The sequence below is a fragment of the Microcoleus sp. FACHB-68 genome, from assembly GCF_014695715.1.
In the GTDB taxonomy this organism is placed as follows: domain Bacteria; phylum Cyanobacteriota; class Cyanobacteriia; order Cyanobacteriales; family Oscillatoriaceae; genus FACHB-68.
Genome location: NZ_JACJOT010000017.1, coordinates 180853 through 198990, shown reverse-complemented (window position 1 = coordinate 198990; position 18138 = coordinate 180853). Strand labels below are relative to the sequence as shown.

At 49.0% G+C, this 18138-nt stretch carries 10 protein-coding genes; 5 read left to right on the top strand and 5 right to left on the bottom strand.

The genetic code is table 11. From position 1 onward, the window contains the following. Positions 1-152 precede the first annotated feature (152 nt). Together H6F73_RS23205 and H6F73_RS23200 are read left to right on the top strand one after the other, a co-directional pair. Positions 153-1739 carry a type II CAAX endopeptidase family protein gene (locus tag H6F73_RS23205; RefSeq protein ID WP_190761125.1) on the top strand — a complete coding sequence of 529 codons (1587 nt, stop codon included), beginning with the start codon at positions 153-155 and terminating at the stop codon, positions 1737-1739. A gap of 773 nt (positions 1740-2512) precedes the next feature. Continuing rightward, positions 2513-5830, top strand: a complete 3318-nt coding sequence (locus H6F73_RS23200) for an EAL domain-containing protein (protein WP_347239606.1) — start codon at positions 2513-2515, stop codon at positions 5828-5830. Between the two features lie 29 nt (positions 5831-5859). Here H6F73_RS23200 and H6F73_RS23195 read toward each other — a convergent pair whose 3' ends face one another. Beyond that, the gene (locus tag H6F73_RS23195) at positions 5860-6822 is read right to left on the bottom strand and encodes a PleD family two-component system response regulator (RefSeq protein WP_190761123.1); all 963 of its coding nucleotides are present in this window, start codon (positions 6820-6822) and stop codon (positions 5860-5862) included. 181 nt (positions 6823-7003) lie between these two features. Next, positions 7004-12802, bottom strand: coding sequence for a PAS domain S-box protein (locus tag H6F73_RS23190; RefSeq protein WP_190761122.1), 5799 nt, complete (start codon positions 12800-12802; stop codon positions 7004-7006). Between the two features lie 372 nt (positions 12803-13174). Here H6F73_RS23190 and H6F73_RS23185 point away from each other — a divergent pair, with 372 nt between their 5' ends. Then, entirely contained in the window at positions 13175-13432 is a 258-nt protein-coding gene (locus H6F73_RS23185) for a chlororespiratory reduction protein 7 (RefSeq protein ID WP_190761121.1), read from the top strand. 211 nt (positions 13433-13643) lie between these two features. Here the strand turns inward: H6F73_RS23185 and H6F73_RS23180 are convergent, their stop codons facing one another. Continuing rightward, positions 13644-14204, bottom strand: a complete 561-nt coding sequence (locus tag H6F73_RS23180; protein ID WP_190761120.1) for a DUF2854 domain-containing protein — start codon at positions 14202-14204, stop codon at positions 13644-13646. A gap of 357 nt (positions 14205-14561) precedes the next feature. Here H6F73_RS23180 and H6F73_RS23175 point away from each other — a divergent pair, with 357 nt between their 5' ends. Both H6F73_RS23175 and H6F73_RS23170 read left to right on the top strand, forming a co-directional pair. Further along, positions 14562-14819 (top strand): hypothetical protein, encoded by a 258-nt coding sequence (locus H6F73_RS23175; RefSeq protein ID WP_190665652.1) that lies wholly within the window; start codon positions 14562-14564, stop codon positions 14817-14819. Between the two features lie 188 nt (positions 14820-15007). Next, positions 15008-15190 (top strand): hypothetical protein, encoded by a 183-nt coding sequence (locus H6F73_RS23170; protein WP_190665653.1) that lies wholly within the window; start codon positions 15008-15010, stop codon positions 15188-15190. 85 nt (positions 15191-15275) lie between these two features. Here the strand turns inward: H6F73_RS23170 and priA are convergent, their stop codons facing one another. Both priA and H6F73_RS23160 read right to left on the bottom strand, forming a co-directional pair. After that, complete coding sequence (priA, locus tag H6F73_RS23165) at positions 15276-17822, bottom strand: primosomal protein N' (RefSeq protein WP_190761119.1); 2547 nt, start codon at positions 17820-17822, stop codon at positions 15276-15278. A gap of 70 nt (positions 17823-17892) precedes the next feature. Continuing rightward, on the bottom strand, positions 17893-18033 hold the full coding sequence (locus H6F73_RS23160; protein WP_190761118.1) for a hypothetical protein: 141 nt from the start codon (positions 18031-18033) through the stop codon (positions 17893-17895). Positions 18034-18138 lie beyond the last annotated feature (105 nt).

Here is an 18138-nt window from a genome sequence, read left to right as displayed (position 1 = left end):
CAATAGTTTCGCTCTTTCTCCTCCTTTCCCACTGGGCACTCAGCACTCCCCCTCTACTAGACCTTTGCTTAAGCTTGGATCAAGCGGTACTTTACTGCCCTTGTATGATTAGATACGGGTGAATCAGGCAAGTACCGATTACGGAGGGATGGATGACAATCAAGCGGTTGCTTTTAGGTGCTCTGACAATACTGGCGCTCTTCCTAGTCAGCGCTTCTCTCGTACAAAGCTGGAACCAACCCCAGATTCAAAGCCGGCTGGAACTGTACCAAACCAATCTCATCCTCCATGCCGCAGAGTGGCGGGGGAATGGCGATCAAGCAGCCGGCGTGGAAAATGCCCGCAAGACGCTGATTGGGGATGATGCCTTTGAAACAGCGCTCAAGCAGTATCAGGAAACACGCGAGTCAGCGCAGAAATCTCTGGAAACCACCCAACAGCAACTCGAACTTGCCCAAACAGCGGCAATCCCACCGGCACCCAAGCCGCCGGCACCAGAGAATCCGCCGGTTAAAACCGCTGTGCAGTCTCCACAGCAGTTGCAGGCATCGATTGATCGGCTAGATAAATTAATTGATGAACTTGATTTGCGGATCGGTGTTTTGCAAGCTCACAAAGCTCAAACAGAAGCCGCACTCACAACTTGGACAGGAATAGTCGAGCGATCCAGCAACCGCCCTAACGCTCAACCATTCGTGACAACAGCCGGCGTGTTGCGCGAACTCTGGAATTCCCGCATCTTACCCGACGCTGAGCCGCAGCTCCAAGAGAATCTCGATGGGTGGTTTCGCTATCAAGCGTTATCCCGCCTCTATGAAGTGCAGGAACGCTCGAATGTACTGGCAACGCTGCAAGCAGAAGAACAAGAAGTTGCCCAACAAGCAGCCGTAAAATTAGCAATTATTGGCGGAATTCCGACGATAGGCTTCTTCGTGGGAGTTGGCTTACTGATCTTTTTGCTGGCACAGCGGGTTGTAAAGGGAAAAGAATCTCTGCTGGCTCAGCATGGGGATCTTTCTTGGGAAACGCCTTGGGATGCTGAAACGATTTGGCAAGTTCTGATCGTTGGTTTTTTCTTTGTCGGACAAATTGTGGTGCCACTGAGTTTAGGGCTGTTAAATTCGGCACTTGATATTAACCCTGCAACTCTTGATGTGCGCTCTAAAGCTTTCTACATTCTCGCCAGTTATATACTGTTGGCGTCGGGAGGGCTTTTGGTAATTTATTTATCTGTAAAGCCTTATTTGCCGCTGCCAGAAAGTTGGTTTCGCTTTGATTGGCGCGGAAACTGGTTTTTGTGGGGTGCCGGCGGTTACTTAGTGGCGTTGCCCCTGGTAGTTGCGGTGTCGCTGATTAACCAACGGCTTTGGCAAGGACAAGGGGGTAGTAATCCCATTCTTCCCATTGCCTTGGAAGGAAAGGACAATGTAGCCTTGGCGGTGTTTTTCTTAACGGCATCCATTGGTGCGCCGGTGTTTGAGGAACTCATGTTCCGGGGGTTTTTGCTGCCCTCTCTCACGCGTTACGTGCCGGTGTGGGGCGCGATCGCAGCGAGCAGCTTGCTATTTGCAATCGCTCACTTAAATGTATCTGAAGTGCTGCCGCTGGCAACACTAGGCGCAGTCTTGGGATTTATTTACACTCGCTCGCGCAATTTATTGGCTCCAATGCTGCTTCATAGCCTCTGGAACACCGGCACCTTACTCAGCTTGTTTATTTTGGGCAGCGGTTCTAAATAAGCGCCATTTTTATCTACGATCCCACGGGGGAAATAAGATAAAAGTGTCTTGTGTTTCTGTGGCAAAGGCTACAGATTCACCCAAAAAATCTGCTAATCTATCGGTGCTGCTTAACTGATTTGTAGCTGAGAAACAGGAAACTCGTCTAACTAGCCCTAGTTGATTTTAAGCGGCTACAGATTCACCCCAATCTCTACAAAAATCTGGTAGATTGCGCGTTTTTTTGCTTTAAAATCAAAAGTTTTTTAAGTAGATTTGCTGTTGGTTAAATAGGAGAAATTGTAGGGTTCTCGCCATTTTTAGAGGAAGCGAGCAGGAGCCAGCCCCAAGAGCGCTTTCTACCTAGAAAATTAACTAGACACAGGGAGAGCAGCAGAAAAAAACAAAATTGAGAAATAAGGAGGGACAAGGATGGCAAAATCAGGATGAATCCTGATGAGGTAAAGCTGGCTTTTAACTGGATTGTGAGAACCCAGCCATTGAGGCAACGGGATCACAAAGCAGGATGGGAGTTTTATTATAAGTAATAGAACTTTATTTTTTGTTAAACTTAAAATATTGATTTACATTTTACAGTAATTTCAGGCTATCTTTCAATTAAAGCGTGGGCTACGTCCGTGAGTCGGCGCTATTTCGTATCCTGAAAAAATAAACAGCAGTTAAATAAAAGCTTTTCAAGGCAGGGCATCTGTTGAAGAGACCTTTCATAAAGCTTTTACAAAGATGCTACGTGATTTATAAATTGTTGGCAGGGAAAAGGCATTGCCGGCCCTGTGCAACGCTTTACACAACCTGAATTAAATATGCAGCGAAACAACCATCCTATCTATCTGCCGCAACTAGACGAGGTGATTGACCGATACCCTCTAATTGTTGCCCCTCAAACGCCCCTCATAGAGGTGATAGCGTTGATGGGACAAATACGCAGCAGTTGCCCGCTTGAAAGCCTCAACCCATCCCTCGACCTTGAAACCATGCAAGCGAGTTTAGTGGGCGAAGCGAGAGCTAGCTGTGTCCTCATTAAAGAACCCAGACAGGTGGGATCACCGGCAGGCGAGGTATTGCAAGGGATATTTACTGAACGGGATCTGGTGCAGTTAATCGCTTCTGGAAAATTGAACGCGTCAGAGAGTTCTCCCTTAAACGAGATTCCCATCGCTGAGGTTATGACTCAACCGGCGATCACCCTCAAGGAATCTGAGGCTCAAGATATCTTCACATTGCTACTGTTGCTGCGTCAGTACCGAATTCGCCACTTGCCCGTTACAGACAAGCTAGGTCACTTAATCGGAGTCGTCACGCCGGAAAGTATCAGGCAAGCGATGCTGCAACCGGCTAACCTGCTAAAAATGCGGCGAGTGGACGAAGTGATGAATGCTGAGGTAATTCAAGCGCCGATCAGTGCATCCGTCCTGAGTCTCGCCCAACTGATGAGCAAACACCGCGTCAGCTGTGTCGTAATTACCGAGGAACGGGAAATGCAAAACAGCGACAATTCTCGATTTGCCCTCCCCTTGGGAATTGTTACAGAGCGAGATATCGTGCAGTTTCAGGCATTAGAACTAGATTTGTCACTCTTGCCGGCTCAAGACGTGATGAGTTCCCCGCTATTTTGTCTGCAACCCCAAGATTCCCTGTGGGTGGCCCATCAAGAGATGCATCAGCGGTATGTGCGGCGCTTGGTTGTCGCCGGCAGCCACGGAGAACTGCTGGGAATCGTCACGCAAACAAATGTCCTGCGGATGCTCGATCCAATGGAAATGTCTGGCGTCATTGATGGGTTGCAAGTCGCCGTTGAACAGCGAACGGGCGAACTCAAAGACGCACTCGCTGAACTGAACACAACGATCGCTCGATTAGAAAATGAGATGGCCACCCGCGAGCGAGCTGAGCAGCGCTTACGCTTGCTGGAATCGGTCGTTGTCAACGCAAACGACGCCATCGTGATTATGGACGCAGGGTGCGATGATGCCTCAGATCCCAAAATCGTTTATGTCAACGAAGCGTTTACGCAGCTAACCGGATACCAACCCGAAGAAATTATTGGCCAAACGCCGAATATTTTGCGCGGGCCAAATAGCGATCTCCGGCAAATCGTCAAAATCCGCACCGCCTTGTCACACCGGCAGCCGGTGCGCGTGGAATTAATTAACTATCGCAAAGACGGTTCTGAATATTGGGTCGAACTCAACAGCGTCCCCGTCACGGATCAACAAGACAACTTAACCCACTGGGTGTCTGTGCAGCGCAACGTCACTGAACGCAAACGCATGGAACAAGCACTCTTTGAAGAAAAAGAACTGGCGCAAGTCACGTTGCAATCAATCGGCGATGGCGTCATTACCACAGATGCATCGGGCCGAATTCAGTCACTCAACCCAGTGGCTGAACATCTAACGGGTTGGTTAAGCGCTGAGGCAAAAGGCTTACCCTTAACCGATGTCTTTCAGATTGTTAACGAAATCACACGCTTGCCGGTGGATAATACCGCCGAGATTGCCTTGCGTGAAGACAAAGTGGTAGAAATTATGAACCACAGCGTCTTAATTGCCCGCAATGGCCACGAGTGCGCGATTGATCATTCCGCTGCCCCCATCCATGCCAGTGATGGTTGCATTATCGGTGCAGTTCTCGTTTTCCGAGATAGTACCCTAACACGGGATATGGCACGCCAATTATCTTGGCAGGCGAATCACGATGCGCTTACGGGTTTGGTGAATCGGCGCGAATTTGAATATCAATTAGAACAAACTATTTTTAAGGTTAAAACCGGCAGTCAACCGCACATTCTGTTATATCTGGATCTCGACCGATTTAAAATTGTCAATGATACCTGTGGTCACATTGCCGGTGACGAATTGCTGCGTCAAGTCAGCCAGCAGTTTAAAAGTAGAATTCGCAAAACTGATACCTTAGCGCGTCTTGGCGGTGATGAATTTGCCGTGCTGCTTTATCAATGTTCAGAGTCACAGGCTGTACAGGTTGCTGAGTCCCTCTTGCAGAGCATTCAGACATTGCGCTTTGTCTGGCAAGATAAAACCTTTTCCATTGGGGTCAGTATTGGTTTAGTTGCGATTACTTCTGACACGCAAAGCGCTTCGAGTGTTTTATGTGATGCGGATACAGCCTGCTACACCGCCAAAGATCAAGGTCGCAATCGCGTCCACGTCTACCAAGCCAATGACCACGAATTAGCCCAGCATCGTGGTGAAATTCAGTGGGTTGTAAAAATTAACCAAGCGTTGCAGAACAATCAGTTCTGCCTTTACTATCAGCCAATTATTCCGATTGCTAATTCTAGTGCCGGTGTAGAACATTATGAAGTATTTGTGCGCCTGCAAGATAAGACGGGACAGATGTTTTCACCAATGGCATTTATCCCAGCAGCGGAGCGCTACCATTTAATGCAAACGATTGACCGCTGGGTGATCCGCACACTTTTTGCTCATTTATCGCCGCTGATAAATCACGGTTCAGGAACGGGCCGGCAGGAGGGATACCCACCGGAAAAAGCACAACAACCTGACAGATCAAAACACAGTTTGTATGCCATTAATCTATCAGGATCTACCCTTCATGATGAGCAGTTCATTGAGTTTCTTCAAGAACAGTTTCTTCTCCATCAAATCCCGCCGCAAAGAATTTGTTTTGAAATTACAGAAACAGTTGCAATTGCCAACTGGACGAAAACAGGAGATCTGATTCAGTCGCTGAAGGAAATCGGCTGTCGGTTCGCTTTAGATGATTTTGGCAGTGGGATGTCCTCGTTTGCCTATCTCAGACATTTACCGCTTGATTTTCTAAAAATAGATGGCAATTTTGTGAAAAAAATAGTAGAAAACCCGATAGATTTAGCAATGGTCGAATCGATTCATCGAATTTGCAATGTGATCGGAATTCAAACCATTGCTGAGTGTGTGGAAAATGAAACAATTTTGAAACAAATCACCCAAATAGGAATTGATTATGCTCAGGGTTATGGCATTGCGAAACCGGAGCCGTTTAACCTCACAAATTTTGCCGGCTCAGAAAACGGGCTGGGGGAGTTTCCTCTGAAGAAATTAATTAGTGAGGCAAAACTTCTTTGCTAAAGACGCTTGAATTGACATGAGCGTGGGTTCTATTGCATCAAAACCACCGCATCCCGCCCAGAAGCCTTAGCCTGGTAAAGTGCCTTATCAGCCGCTAAAATCAGTGTCGCGGATAAGGCAGTAGAAGAGGGAATTAGGGTAGCAACGCCTAAACTTAAGGTAATGTACTTGCTAACTGTAGAAGTGGCATGAACAATTGCCAAAGCTTCCACTCGCTTGCGGATAGATTCAGCCACCTGCACCGCACCGGCACTTTCTGTGTTGGGCAAAATCACCGCAAACTCTTCTCCTCCATAACGTGCCACTAAATCAGCGGGACGCCTCACCGACTCAGTAATGGTACGGGCAACCTGCTGCAAACACTCATCACCGGCTTGATGGCCATAAGTATCATTGTAGGCTTTAAAAAAGTCAACGTCACATAAAATCAGCGACAGAGAAGCCTGCTCTCGCGCCAGTCGCAGCCACTCTTTCTCAAACCGCTCATCAAACAAACGCCGGTTGGCGACTTGGGTTAAACCATCGAGAGAGGCAAGCCGGCGCAACTTTTGATTAGCCGCCTCTAATTCCTGATAAAGATGAGATTGTTGAATCAGACGCCGCACCCGCTGACGCAACACTGCCCAGTGAATGGGTTTGGTAACATAATCACTCGCACCCACCTCAAACGCCCGATCCACCGACTCCGGATCGTCGAGACTGGTAATAATTAGCAGCGGCGTCCGATCGCCCCCAGGCAAGCTTTGCAGGTGCCGGCAGCAAGTAAAACCATCCATCACCGGCATCACCGCATCCAGCAGGACAATATCCGGATGCAGGTGATTGTAATCGGCTAAAGCTTGCTCGCCGTCAGTTGCCTCTGCCACCCGGTAGCCTTCTTTTTCCATCGCTCGCCGTAGTAGCATTCGCGTGGTTCGATCATCCTCAACCACGAGGACAAGAGGCGGTTCGTTCTCTAGGGAAATTGTGTTTGGGGCGATTTGCTCGAACATAGCATTGTAGAAGAACTAGGGGCTGGGAAGAATTAGAAATAACTTTTTTCTTTGGCAGCAATCAAAAAGTTGAAAGACTCATGAGCTAAGTTAATCGGCTAGTAATTAAAAGCGGCAGAGAGCAAAAAATCTCAGAGAAATTGCGAATCTTCTCCAGATCAAGAGTATGCCTGAACCCTGATTAGAAATTTAAATTTTCTCGCAACTCTTGCTTTACTCTTTCATACTCTGCTTCTACTTGAGAGACAATAGCCGCTGCCTCTTCCATCATGCCGGTGCGTGCCATTGTTTCTAACTGCTTGCACAACTGAGCCAGAACCGTTGCGCCTAGTGTTGCACTGGTAGACTTTAGCGTGTGTGCCGGCAAGTTCAGCGCGGTGGCATTTCCTTGCTCAGCCGCACGGCGCAGCGCTTGCAACAGATCAACCGCATCTGCCAAATAGCTATCAATCACCATTGTCAACATTTCTGCGCTGTCTTCTCCCAGCATTTGGCGTAACTCGTTTAAAGCTTTAAGCTCAATTGCCGGTAATTTCTCTGAAGATAGAACTGTCAGAGATGCTTCCCCTCTCTCACCCTCTCCCTCTTTTACTCTCTCACCTTCAACTAAACTCCCCCGATCCTGCGCGCGCTTCCTCTGCCGCACGCCAATATTATTCTTAGGCTGACACTTCTCCAGCGCCTCAACCAACACCGGCATCCGGATAGGCTTGCTGATGTAGTCATCCATGCCAGCTTGCAGGCACATTTCCCTGTCACCTTGCATGGCATTGGCAGTCATGGCAATAATTTGGGGTCGCTGTTTCGGATCATCCCACTGTTGGCAGATTTGGCGTGCGGCTTCTAAACCATCCATCTCTGGCATATGGACATCCATCAGCACCACGTCGTAAGGCTGCCGGTGCAGCGCTTCGAGCACTTCTAGCCCGTTGCCGGCCACATCTGCCCGATATCCCAAGCGCTCTAACAGGTGTAGGGCCACCTTTTGGTTTACTACATTGTCCTCAGCTAACAAAATTCGCAAGGGAAGACGGGGTGCCGGTTGGGAGTCTACCGGCGGCAGTTGCCGCTCTGGGCGCACGGAAATCGGCTGCTGGCCTAATATCTGGCTCAAGACATTGTAGAGCTGAGATTGTTTGAGGGGCTTGTTGAGAAACGCTGCAAAATTGATGGGAAACTCAGAATTAACCGAGTCTTGGCCGGCTGCGAGCTCTGGCTTGCCAATCGAAGTAAACATCACCAAAGGCAATTTCTGGCAGTGAGGGTGCTTACGGATTTCTGCTGCCAAAGTCATGCCGTCCATGTATGGCATTTGCATATCCAGCAAGGCAATGTCAAACGATTCACCTCGCGCCAGCCACTCCAAAGCCTCCGCACCGGAGCCGGCACCGCAGGAGGACATTCCCCAAGCTTGGGCTTGCAGCGTTAAAATTTGCCGATTCGTGGCGTTATCATCCACAATCAACAATCGCTTGCCGACTAAAGCATCATGATTGTCCGCCGGCAAGTCATTTTCTAGTGATCGGGCGATGACTGTGAAATAGAAAGTCGAACCTTGACCGACTTGACTTTCAATCCACATTGTCCCCCCCATCATGTGACTCAATCGTTGAGAAATCACCAAACCCAAGCCGGTGCCCCCATACTGGCGAGTGGTGGAAGCATCAACCTGGCTAAAGGGCTTAAACAGGCGCTCCATCCGATCTTCAGGAATGCCGATGCCGGTGTCTGTAATCGCAAATTGAATTTCGTAGGTTAATTCTTCCGCTTCATTGGCATCTGCCAAAGGAGAAGAAATCACAGAGGCTGTCACCGAAACCACCACTTCGCCTCTGTCAGTAAATTTAACGGCGTTGCTGAGCAAATTCACCAAGATTTGGCGTAGCCGAGTCACATCCCCGATACACACAGCCGGCGTCGGTGGCGAAATTAGATAGGCAAGTTCCAGACCTTTTTGGGCCGCTCTAGGAGCCAGCAAATCCAGAGATTCCTCGACACAGGAACGGAGATTAAAGGGATGAGCCTCGATATCCAGCTTGCCCGACTCGATTTTAGAAAAATCGAGAATATCGTTAATAATGCTGAGCAACGCTTCACCACTGGTACGGATGGTTTCCACAAAGTCTTGCTGTTCAAGACTTAGCTGGGTATCGAGCATCAAGCCGGTCATGCCGATCACAGCATTCATGGGGGTTCTGATTTCGTGGCTCATCATGGCCAAAAACTCACTTTTAGCCCGGTTGGCGGCATCCGCTGCTTGTTTGGCTTGCTCTAAAGCTAAATTATGCTCGGCAAGCTGCTGTCGCTGCTGGGTTTCTTGCTCCAGCAATTGAGCTTGCGCTAAGGCAATACCGACTTGAGCGGCGACAGCTTCAAGCAGCTCAATTTCATCTTGTCCCCACCGGCGGAAGCGATCGCATTGGTGCAAGCCGACGATTCCGTTGGGTTCTCCTTTATAGGAGGTGCGAATCGCCAGCATGGATTTCATGCCCATTTGCCGGCAAAGATCGGCACAGGCTTGCAGCAGAGGTTCTGAAAAAATATCAGGGGACGCAATTGCCCGATCCTGAGCGATCGTTTGCTCTGCGTGGGGGTTGCCGGTTACAGGGACTTGTATATTTAAATCTAAAAACGATTGATAACCCGGTTCTAAATACTCAGCTACTAAGGGGATGTGGGGCGTTGGCGTTGCGATATAGCTGTGAATTAAACAGCGATTTACCCCAAATGCGCTTCCTAGCAGCGTAGCGGTGGTTTGGAAAATTTGGTGCGTGTCTAAGCTTTGGCGAATTTCTTGCGTAACCTTTCCCAGCAGGAGGCTGCGTTGCAGCTGCCGGTGCAGGGCAGTTTGGGCGCTGTCACGCTCAATTTCACCGCCAATCCATTGTGCCATCAGTTTGAGCAGTTCTTTTTCAACGGCTTTAACTGGGTTGTGACGGGGTGTGGGACTGCAGAAACTGAGGATGCCGTAAAGGTAGCCGGCAACCATCACCTTTGCTCCCACATAAGCTTCTAGCTGCCGCGCTGCGTAGGCTGGATGATTGCGCCATTCCGTGGCAGAAGCGAACTCAAAACAGATCGGTTCAATTGCCTGTGCGGTTTCCCGAAAGTAGGTTTGCTCTAAGTTAAAGGCATCTCCTTTGAGCATTTTCATCGGGGTATTTTCTGGCAATCGAGCTGCAATCACTTCACAGTATTCTTCTCGGATGCGGCCTAAAATGCCAATCTCCAGATTAAACCGGCTGCAACCCATTTCCAGCAAATGTTGGGCTTTGCCGTCAAAGTTCATATCTGGGGCGGCAGTCACGGTATATAGCGCTCGAATTGCCGCTTCACTTTCCCGTAGTTCTTCTTCTGCTAATTTGCGCTCTGCGAGTTCGATTTTCGCTTGCTCGAAGAGGGTAGACTGCTGGATGGCGATCGCTAGTTGCACGCTGAGCTGCTTGAGCAAGACAATTTCGGTCGCTCTCCACCGGCGCGGTGCATTGCAGTGATGGGCGATCAATAACCCCCATAAGTTTTCGCCTTGCAAGATCGGCACGATTAAATTGGCTCTAACTTGATACTGGGAAAGCAGCTCTATATGGGCTTGGTTGAGTTCTGCTGCATAAATATCTTCAATCGCTGCAATGCGATTGTGCTTGTATAGTTCTACATGAGTTTCCCCAAAATAAGGGTCGTTGATATTAGCTCCTAAGGTTTGGCTCCAACCTTCACCAACCGACTCTACCTCTACAAACCCATTCCAATCTGGCAGAAAGCGGTAAATGACTGTCCGATCGGTTTTTAGAAATTGCCGCACTTCTGCAACTGCAGTATTAAGCACTTCTTCGAGGTCTAAAGATTGGCGGATGCGCTGGGCAATTGTTCCGACTAAGTGTTCTCTCAAAAATTGCTGCCGCAATGATTCTTCTGCCTGCCGGCGCTCTGTGATGTCGTTGAGGGTGCCGCCAGTACCGACGATCTGGCCGGCTGCATCGAGCTTGACGCGGGCACATACTTCTACCCAGCGAAATGTATTAATTCCTTCATTGTCCCCATATCGAGAGCAAGAAATGAGGCAACTTTCTGCGTTCGTCAGGTATCTCACCTCATACCGGCACTCGTCTTTTTTCCCTTCCACCAGCCATTGAAATAACTCGCTATTGTTTTGCCGGTCATCGGGATGAACGTACCTTAAAAAGTCAGTGCCTAAGCTTTCTTCAAGTGAAAACCCTGTAATTTCACTCCAAGCCGGGTTGAGAAATGTCCACAAGCCGGTTGCGTCTGTCTGGAAAATCACTTCTCTGACGCTCTCAACGACAGAGCGGTATTGGGTTTCGCTCTCCCGCAGCGCCGCCTCTGCTTGTTTGCGCTTGGTAATGTCGTGAGCAACCGCGTAGATCAGCCCCTGTTCTACAAATGGAGTGGCGTTCCATGACAGCCATCTGTAGGAGCCATCTTTGCAGCGGTAGCGATTTTCAAAAGCAACCGTGATCGACCTTTGCGCCAGTTTTTCACTTTCAGCTTTTGTGGCTTCCCGGTCGTCGGGATGTACAAATTCCAGATAAGGTTGACTTTTTAGGGTTTCTATGGGGTAACCCAAGGTTTCTTTCCAGGCTGGGTTTAGCTGCTTGAAATAGCCATCAAACCCAGCCACGCCAAGCATATCCACAGAGAGGGTGAAAAACCGATCCCGATCTTCCTCTGCCTGCTTGCGTTCGGTAACGTCCTCAACAACATAAGAGAACCGTTCTTGACCACCGGCTGCTGTGGGGATGGAGCAAACTGTTGCAGACAACCACCTGCTGCTGATACCCGTATTGTGCGTATATTCAAAGCGGACTGGACAGCCATTGTGCTGGCTTTGTCGATAGTAGCTAATCCACAGGCGCACATACTCTTTTGATGCCCCCATTTCGGTTGCTAGCCGGTTACGCATTGTTTCTGAAGTCAGGCCGAAAAACTCAGCCGTTGCTGCATTATCAGAAATATGGAGGATGTCATCATCCCGCAACTCGACAATGCCCATCATCATGGTGGCACTATCAAAGAAACTGCGAAGCGTGGATTCACTTTCTCGAAGTGCTGCCTCCGCTTGTTTACTTTCGGTGATATCTGTGGCGATCCAGATCAATCCCTGGCCGAGATCGCCCACCGGCGTCGCTCGATTTTCATAATGTACAGACGTGCCTTGAGGCGTCTGGACTGCTGAAATCCAAGTGCCTTCTTCGCCCTGCAAAACGCGCTGAAGATGGGCCAAAATTTCCGGCTGATTGCGGTATATCTCAAAGATAGAATGGCCGACGAGTTCGCCAGAGCTAAGTCCCAACGATTCCAGCCCCTTTCCTTCTGAAAGCGCGATCACGCCGTTATTATCTAAGGCATACAGAATAATCGGGGCGTTGGTGACAACCGTGCGAAGCGTGGATTCACTTTCTTGCCGTGCTGCTTCAGCTCGCTGTTTTTCTTGGATTTCTTTGATTAATTGCTCGTTGGCTGTCTCTAACTCGACTGTGCGTTCTGTCACCCGTTCTTCTAATTGAGCGTTAAGGGTGCGAATGCGTTCTTCTGCTTGCCGGCGTTCGCTGACTTCTTTTTGCAGGGTTTTGTTAACTAACTCAAGCTGGATCGGGCTGGAAAGGGCTAAAGCTTTGGGCATTAATGGCACAAGCAATGCTGCTGTCAGCAACGATATGGCTGCGGTGATCGCGTTGATGAAAGCTGCAATCCAGTAATCTGGGTGCCAAAGTACCCAAACTGATATTAGATGGGTGGTGCCACCGGCAAGGATAAAACTGCCGATGAGCAAGAAGATCCATCGAAACGGCGCATCCTGTCGCTTGCGGATAAAATAAACGAGCAACAGCGGAATTGCGTAATAGGACAGGGCGATCAGCAATTGTGAAAGCACGTGCAGCCATACCAGTCCGCTATTCCACAGGTAGCAATCACCTTGAGGAAGAAAGTTGTTTGCAAAAAAGGTCTTTATTAATTCCACAATCGAGTTCCCTGTTACGCAGCCACACTTAAGGCTTACTTTGCCAAAAGAAGTCCTATTCTTTAGTTATCCCAAACAAAAGGGTGTTTTTAAGGATCTGCGCTTTTATTCTCGCTGATGCCTCTGTGGAGAATTGGACAAAGCGCTTAGGTGGGTGTGCGCCGGCTGAGCAATCAGTGTCAGCCGGCACCCCCTTGGGGCCATGTGCTGTAGCTCTGATTTTGAATTGAATATACAATCTAAAGTTTAGTAAGGCTGAGCGCCGAGTGCCGGCATCATCCGTTACGGAATCGTGGTGGCTGCCGGTGCTAGAGTTGTACGTTCACTCGCCATTAACTCATCCTTTCATATACGCACAATCAAGTGGTCAAGATGTCAAATCCTTTACTGTTTCAAGAAGACCATTTTGTGGTTTTAGAAACGAACCAACCCGAAAAGTTTCTGACTCCTGAGGAACTTTTAGATAAGCTTAAAAAAATCTTGTCCCAGCGTCAGCACGAACTGCCACGGGATCTACAGAAGTTTACGTCTGTGGATACGCAAGCCGAGTATTTGCTAGACACCAGCTGTGAGTTAGATGTTGGCCCTGGAGAATTTTTGCAGTGGTATGCAGTTCGTCTAGAAAAGTAATGTAAAAGCGAACCCCAGCCGTTTGTAGTTCCTTGTTGGGGCATAGCATGAGCGCCTAAAAGAGGGGATAAAGCCAATAGTTATCTGCTCATGCTTCTCCCTCTAGGCTGGGGAATTGCTTTAATGCCAGAAGAAAGGACAAGGGTGAAAAATTTAATGGTTTACCTTGCGTTATCACTAAGGTGAATCCATACTTCTCACCTTTGTGAATCTACATCTGTTTTTCCTTGGCAGTGGCAATTAAAGCAAGGTCAATATACTTTTCAGATGGCTGGGTCAATTCCACTCGGATGCCAGGGCCGAAGAATTTCTCAATTTTCTCCTGTTTTTGCTGCCAAGTTTCTAAGGAAACGAACGGCGAGTCAAATTCTAAAATTAAAGCGTAGCTACCGGCAACCTCGGCTTCCCTTAAGCCCTGTAGCAGAGGACGTTCCTCGTCGGTGGCGCTAAGTCCTAAACGCTCAAGCGTATCATCAAGATGGGCTTGTTGACCGTAACGATATCGAGTCACGTCTTTGCGAATCTGATTTTGAATTGGGGTGGCAAAATTCTCCCGCAGTGTCTCGACGTTTGCCGCAGTTGGCTGAGTGAAAGGAACTGGCTTGAGTTCTGAGGCTTTCAGCGCTAAGCCTCCCAACAGGAGGGGAATTCCATAAAAAAAGCCGGCTAAATTTAATGTGGCATTGTCAGAAAAATAGGCACCGAAGCCAACAATGGTGAGGAACCCGCCAATCCATAAACCCAAGCTTCCCAAAGACGTTTGACGTAACATATCTGTCAGATGGTTTAATTTACAATTACTTCAGCCATTATTGTCGCCTTTTGGGGGCATTAAAGATGCGCGAGTAGGTGGAACATTAAATGAGCCTCTGTTATTGGCATCTATTAACGAACGCGAACTTTTTGCCTGAGTGAGGGTTCACCCTAGCCCATCAAATAATGCCGGCTTTACGTGTTTTCACCGGCATTTCTCTGCCACAAAGGGAGCGAACTCGGCAATATCACGGAATTTAATGTCGTATAAAAACCTAACGACAGCCACAGAGACAACCAGTATTATCAAGGTAGATCCGAGATCAACTCGCTCTATCGCCGGCTTCTATAATTGCTGTTTAACTGAGTATTTGACATGATTAAAGACCAAAATGGCGAAGCCTCTGGAAAAAGCGCCTTAATCGATGAACTCAAATCTCTCAAGCGAGAAGACGAAATGCTGTACAACATCTTGGCAGTGGATGTGTGGGCGCTAGCGAAAACGATGGATGAGTTTCAACCGGGGTTCTGGGCAGCTTTTATGAAAAATCGCGAAAAAGCGCTCAAACGCTTTCTAGCTGAAATGATCAAGAATAAACCGGCAGATAGCAAACGCCCTCCTTTCATGCGTTAAGCGCCCACGTAAATTCATTACTACTCAACTGTTGCTAAAATAATTTCTTCTAGTTAAGAACACGAGAGCACGTTTTCTAAATGCCTGTGGGTCAATTTCCCTCAGCCAAGGCGTTTGGAAAGCACTGCCGGTGCGCTCTGACCCTAAAAACGCTCGTTGAAGCGAAAAGCATAACAAGGAAATATATCATGGATCGACAAACATTGCAAGAGCGGATGGCCAAAATCGAGAGCCAACGGGAAGTGCTGCTGCGACTTCTAGAAAAACCAGACTTGGGAACCCTGCGAATCGATGTTAACCAGGCGCTTGAAGAAATGGATGATTTAATTGACGAATTCAAGCGCACTTTCCCTGACGCTCAAATCGGGTAAAAGTGAGAAGCAAAAAGTGAGAGGTAAGGAAGCTTGTCCTCTCATTTTTTGTTAGGCTTTCCTCAGAAATTCATTTGAGATGAACTTACCCTAAATTTAACGGGTCAACATCAATTGTTAAACTAACCGAACCTGGACAAACGGCGCGTAAACTCTCGAAAGCCGGCAGATCAAACGGCAGATCAAGGGGAAACTTTAGCAAAATATGCCACCGATAGCGATTCGCCACCCGCATGATCGGTGCCGGTGCCGGCCCTAAAATTTCAAAAACAGGAACTTCGGATGCCGGCTGCAATACAGAAACCAAACGCTCAGCAGTTGCCTCAACTTCCGCCTCATCCGCACCACTTAATCGCAACAAAATCAAACGCCCGTAGGGTGGGTAATTCAGCGCCGCCCGTTGTTCCAATTCCGCCGCAATAAACTGCTCATAATCATGCCGGCGCACCGCTGTGAGGGCTGGATGTTCGGGCGAGTAGGTTTGAACAATCACGCGCCCTGGATCGTCCCCTCTGCCGGCACGACCGGCTACTTGCATCAGCGTTTGCACCGCCCTTTCCGCTGCCCGAAAATCCGCCAAATTTAGCAACCCATCAGCCGCCACAACCCCCACTAACGTCACCTGTGGCAGATCCAAGCCTTTTGTGAGCATTTGCGTCCCCACTAAAAGATCAGCTTCCCGGTTGGCAAATCGGGTTAATAGGTTGCGGTGTGCGCCCTTCGTGCGCGTGGTATCGCTATCAAACCGAATCACGCGCAATTGGGGAAACTGCTTGCCTAATTCTTCCTCAACCCGCTGAGTGCCACTGCCGAAGTTTTTTAGGTAAGGTGAACTGCATTCTGGACATCGTTCCGGGTGCAGTTGTCCATAGTTGCAGTAGTGACAGCGCAACACTTCTGCCGCACCTTCATGGGTGTAGTGATAAGACAGAGACACGTCACAGTTTGGGCACTCAATCACATACCCGCAGCTGCGGCAAGAAACGAAGGTGCTGTGTCCTCGCCGGTGAATGAATAGGATGCCTTGCTCACCTGTTGCCTGAAGCCGGCTCAAAGCGTCTTGAAGCGACCGGCTAAAAATGGAACGATTGCCGGCACGCAATTCTAGGCGCATATCCACCACTTCCACCGGCGGCATTGGGCGCGAGTGGACACGCTCTGGTAAAGATAAATAGTGGGTGGGGGATGGGGAATGGGGCATGGGGCATGGGGCATTCTCTCCCTCTTTCCCTTTTACCTCTATCCAAGTCTCTAAAGCAGGCGTGGCAGAACCTAATATTAAGGGGCAGTTAGTGAGTTCTGCTCGCCATTGGGCGACGGTTCGAGCGTGGTAGGTAGGTGCCGGCTGATCTTGTTTGAAACTGGAATCGTACTCTTCATCTAAGACGATTAGTCCGATTTGGGGCAACGGCGCAAAAATCGCAGAACGGGTGCCGATGACGACTTGAGGGGTGCCGGTGAGCATTTGTCGCCAGGTGTCGTATCTCTCCCCATCAGAAAGGGCGCTGTGATAAACACAAACTTTCTGGCCAAATCGTGCCCGGAATCGGTCAGTGAGTTGGGGCGTAAGGCCAATTTCGGGGACAAGCACGAGGGCGGATTCACCGCGTTGCAAAACCGGCGCGATTGCTTGTAGGTAAACTTCTGTTTTGCCTGAGCCGGTGACGCCATGCAACAAAACTTGAGCGAATCCATTTATGCCGGCAATTGCTTCGACTGCACATCTTTGATGATCTGTCAATTCTTTGGGTTGGTCTGCTGGTTGCGCCGGCTCGACGGGGATTCGCAACACTTCGCGCAGTTGAATCACAACGCAGCCTTTTTCCTCTAGCTTCTTGATGGTAGATGAACTGGTACTGCACGTTTGCAGCAATTCAGTCACCGATAATTCGCCACCACGACGCCTCAGCACTTCTAAAACTTCCCGCTGCCGCGCAGTGAGATCGGTGGGAAAAGTCTCTGTCACCAGAGTTACGGCTTGCTGTTGCTTGGGTTTAGCCTGGGTGGGAGGTTCTAAGTAGCTTTCCACCCAACCCCGTTTCAATAATTCTCGCAGTCCTCGGTTGGCACCTCTGATTTGGCGCTGGATATACTGCCATGTATAATCGCCGGTTTTTGAGGCTTGCAGTAATTCTAGAATCTGACGGGCAACGGGTGAGAGGAAGGCTTCAGTTGCCGATGGATTGGGTAATTGTGTTCTGCTGAGGCGAATGCGGCGCTGTGCTCGCCCTAGCAAACCTGGAGGCAGGGCGGCGCGAATGACTTGAATCAGGGGAGTGTAGTAGTAATTTGCAACTTGTTCGAGGAGTTGCCAATAAGTGATGGGGAAGAAGCCGGTGCTGACGACATCCTCGACTTCTCGAATTTGATCGGGTGTTAAATCAGCCGGTAGGTGATCAACGAATCGCACAGCGATCGCGCCAAGGCTTTGTGAGCCAAAGGGAACCGTTAAAATATCTCCAGGTTGGATTTCTAAACCTGCCGGCAGCCGGTAAGTAAAAAGTCCTTGGGCACCGGGACAATCTACTAGAACTTCTATCCACTGCTGTTGCGCTGTGCCGGCTCGATAAGATTCCCCTGGTTCCGCGACGATGCCGGTGATGACATCAAAATCACATTTATATTTATACATAGCGCAACAGTGAAGTGTGAAGTGAGCATTGCATGGCGCACAGAAAACTCAACCCTAAGCTAGACCCTCTTTACTTTATCTTGAGTCCTGAGTCCTGAGTCCTGAGTCCCATGCCCATACCTTTAGGTTGGCGCAGCCTTGCCCAATCCCCCATGCCCCATGCCCCATGCCCAATCCCCCAACAAAGCATAAACGATGCGTATGTTATCATTACAAGGGGAATCCCAATTAACTAGACCCAACTGCTTTTGCGGCGCGGTGCCGATGGTGAACTGAAAGAAGTTTTAAAACAATTAAGCTAAAAACAGCGCCGGCA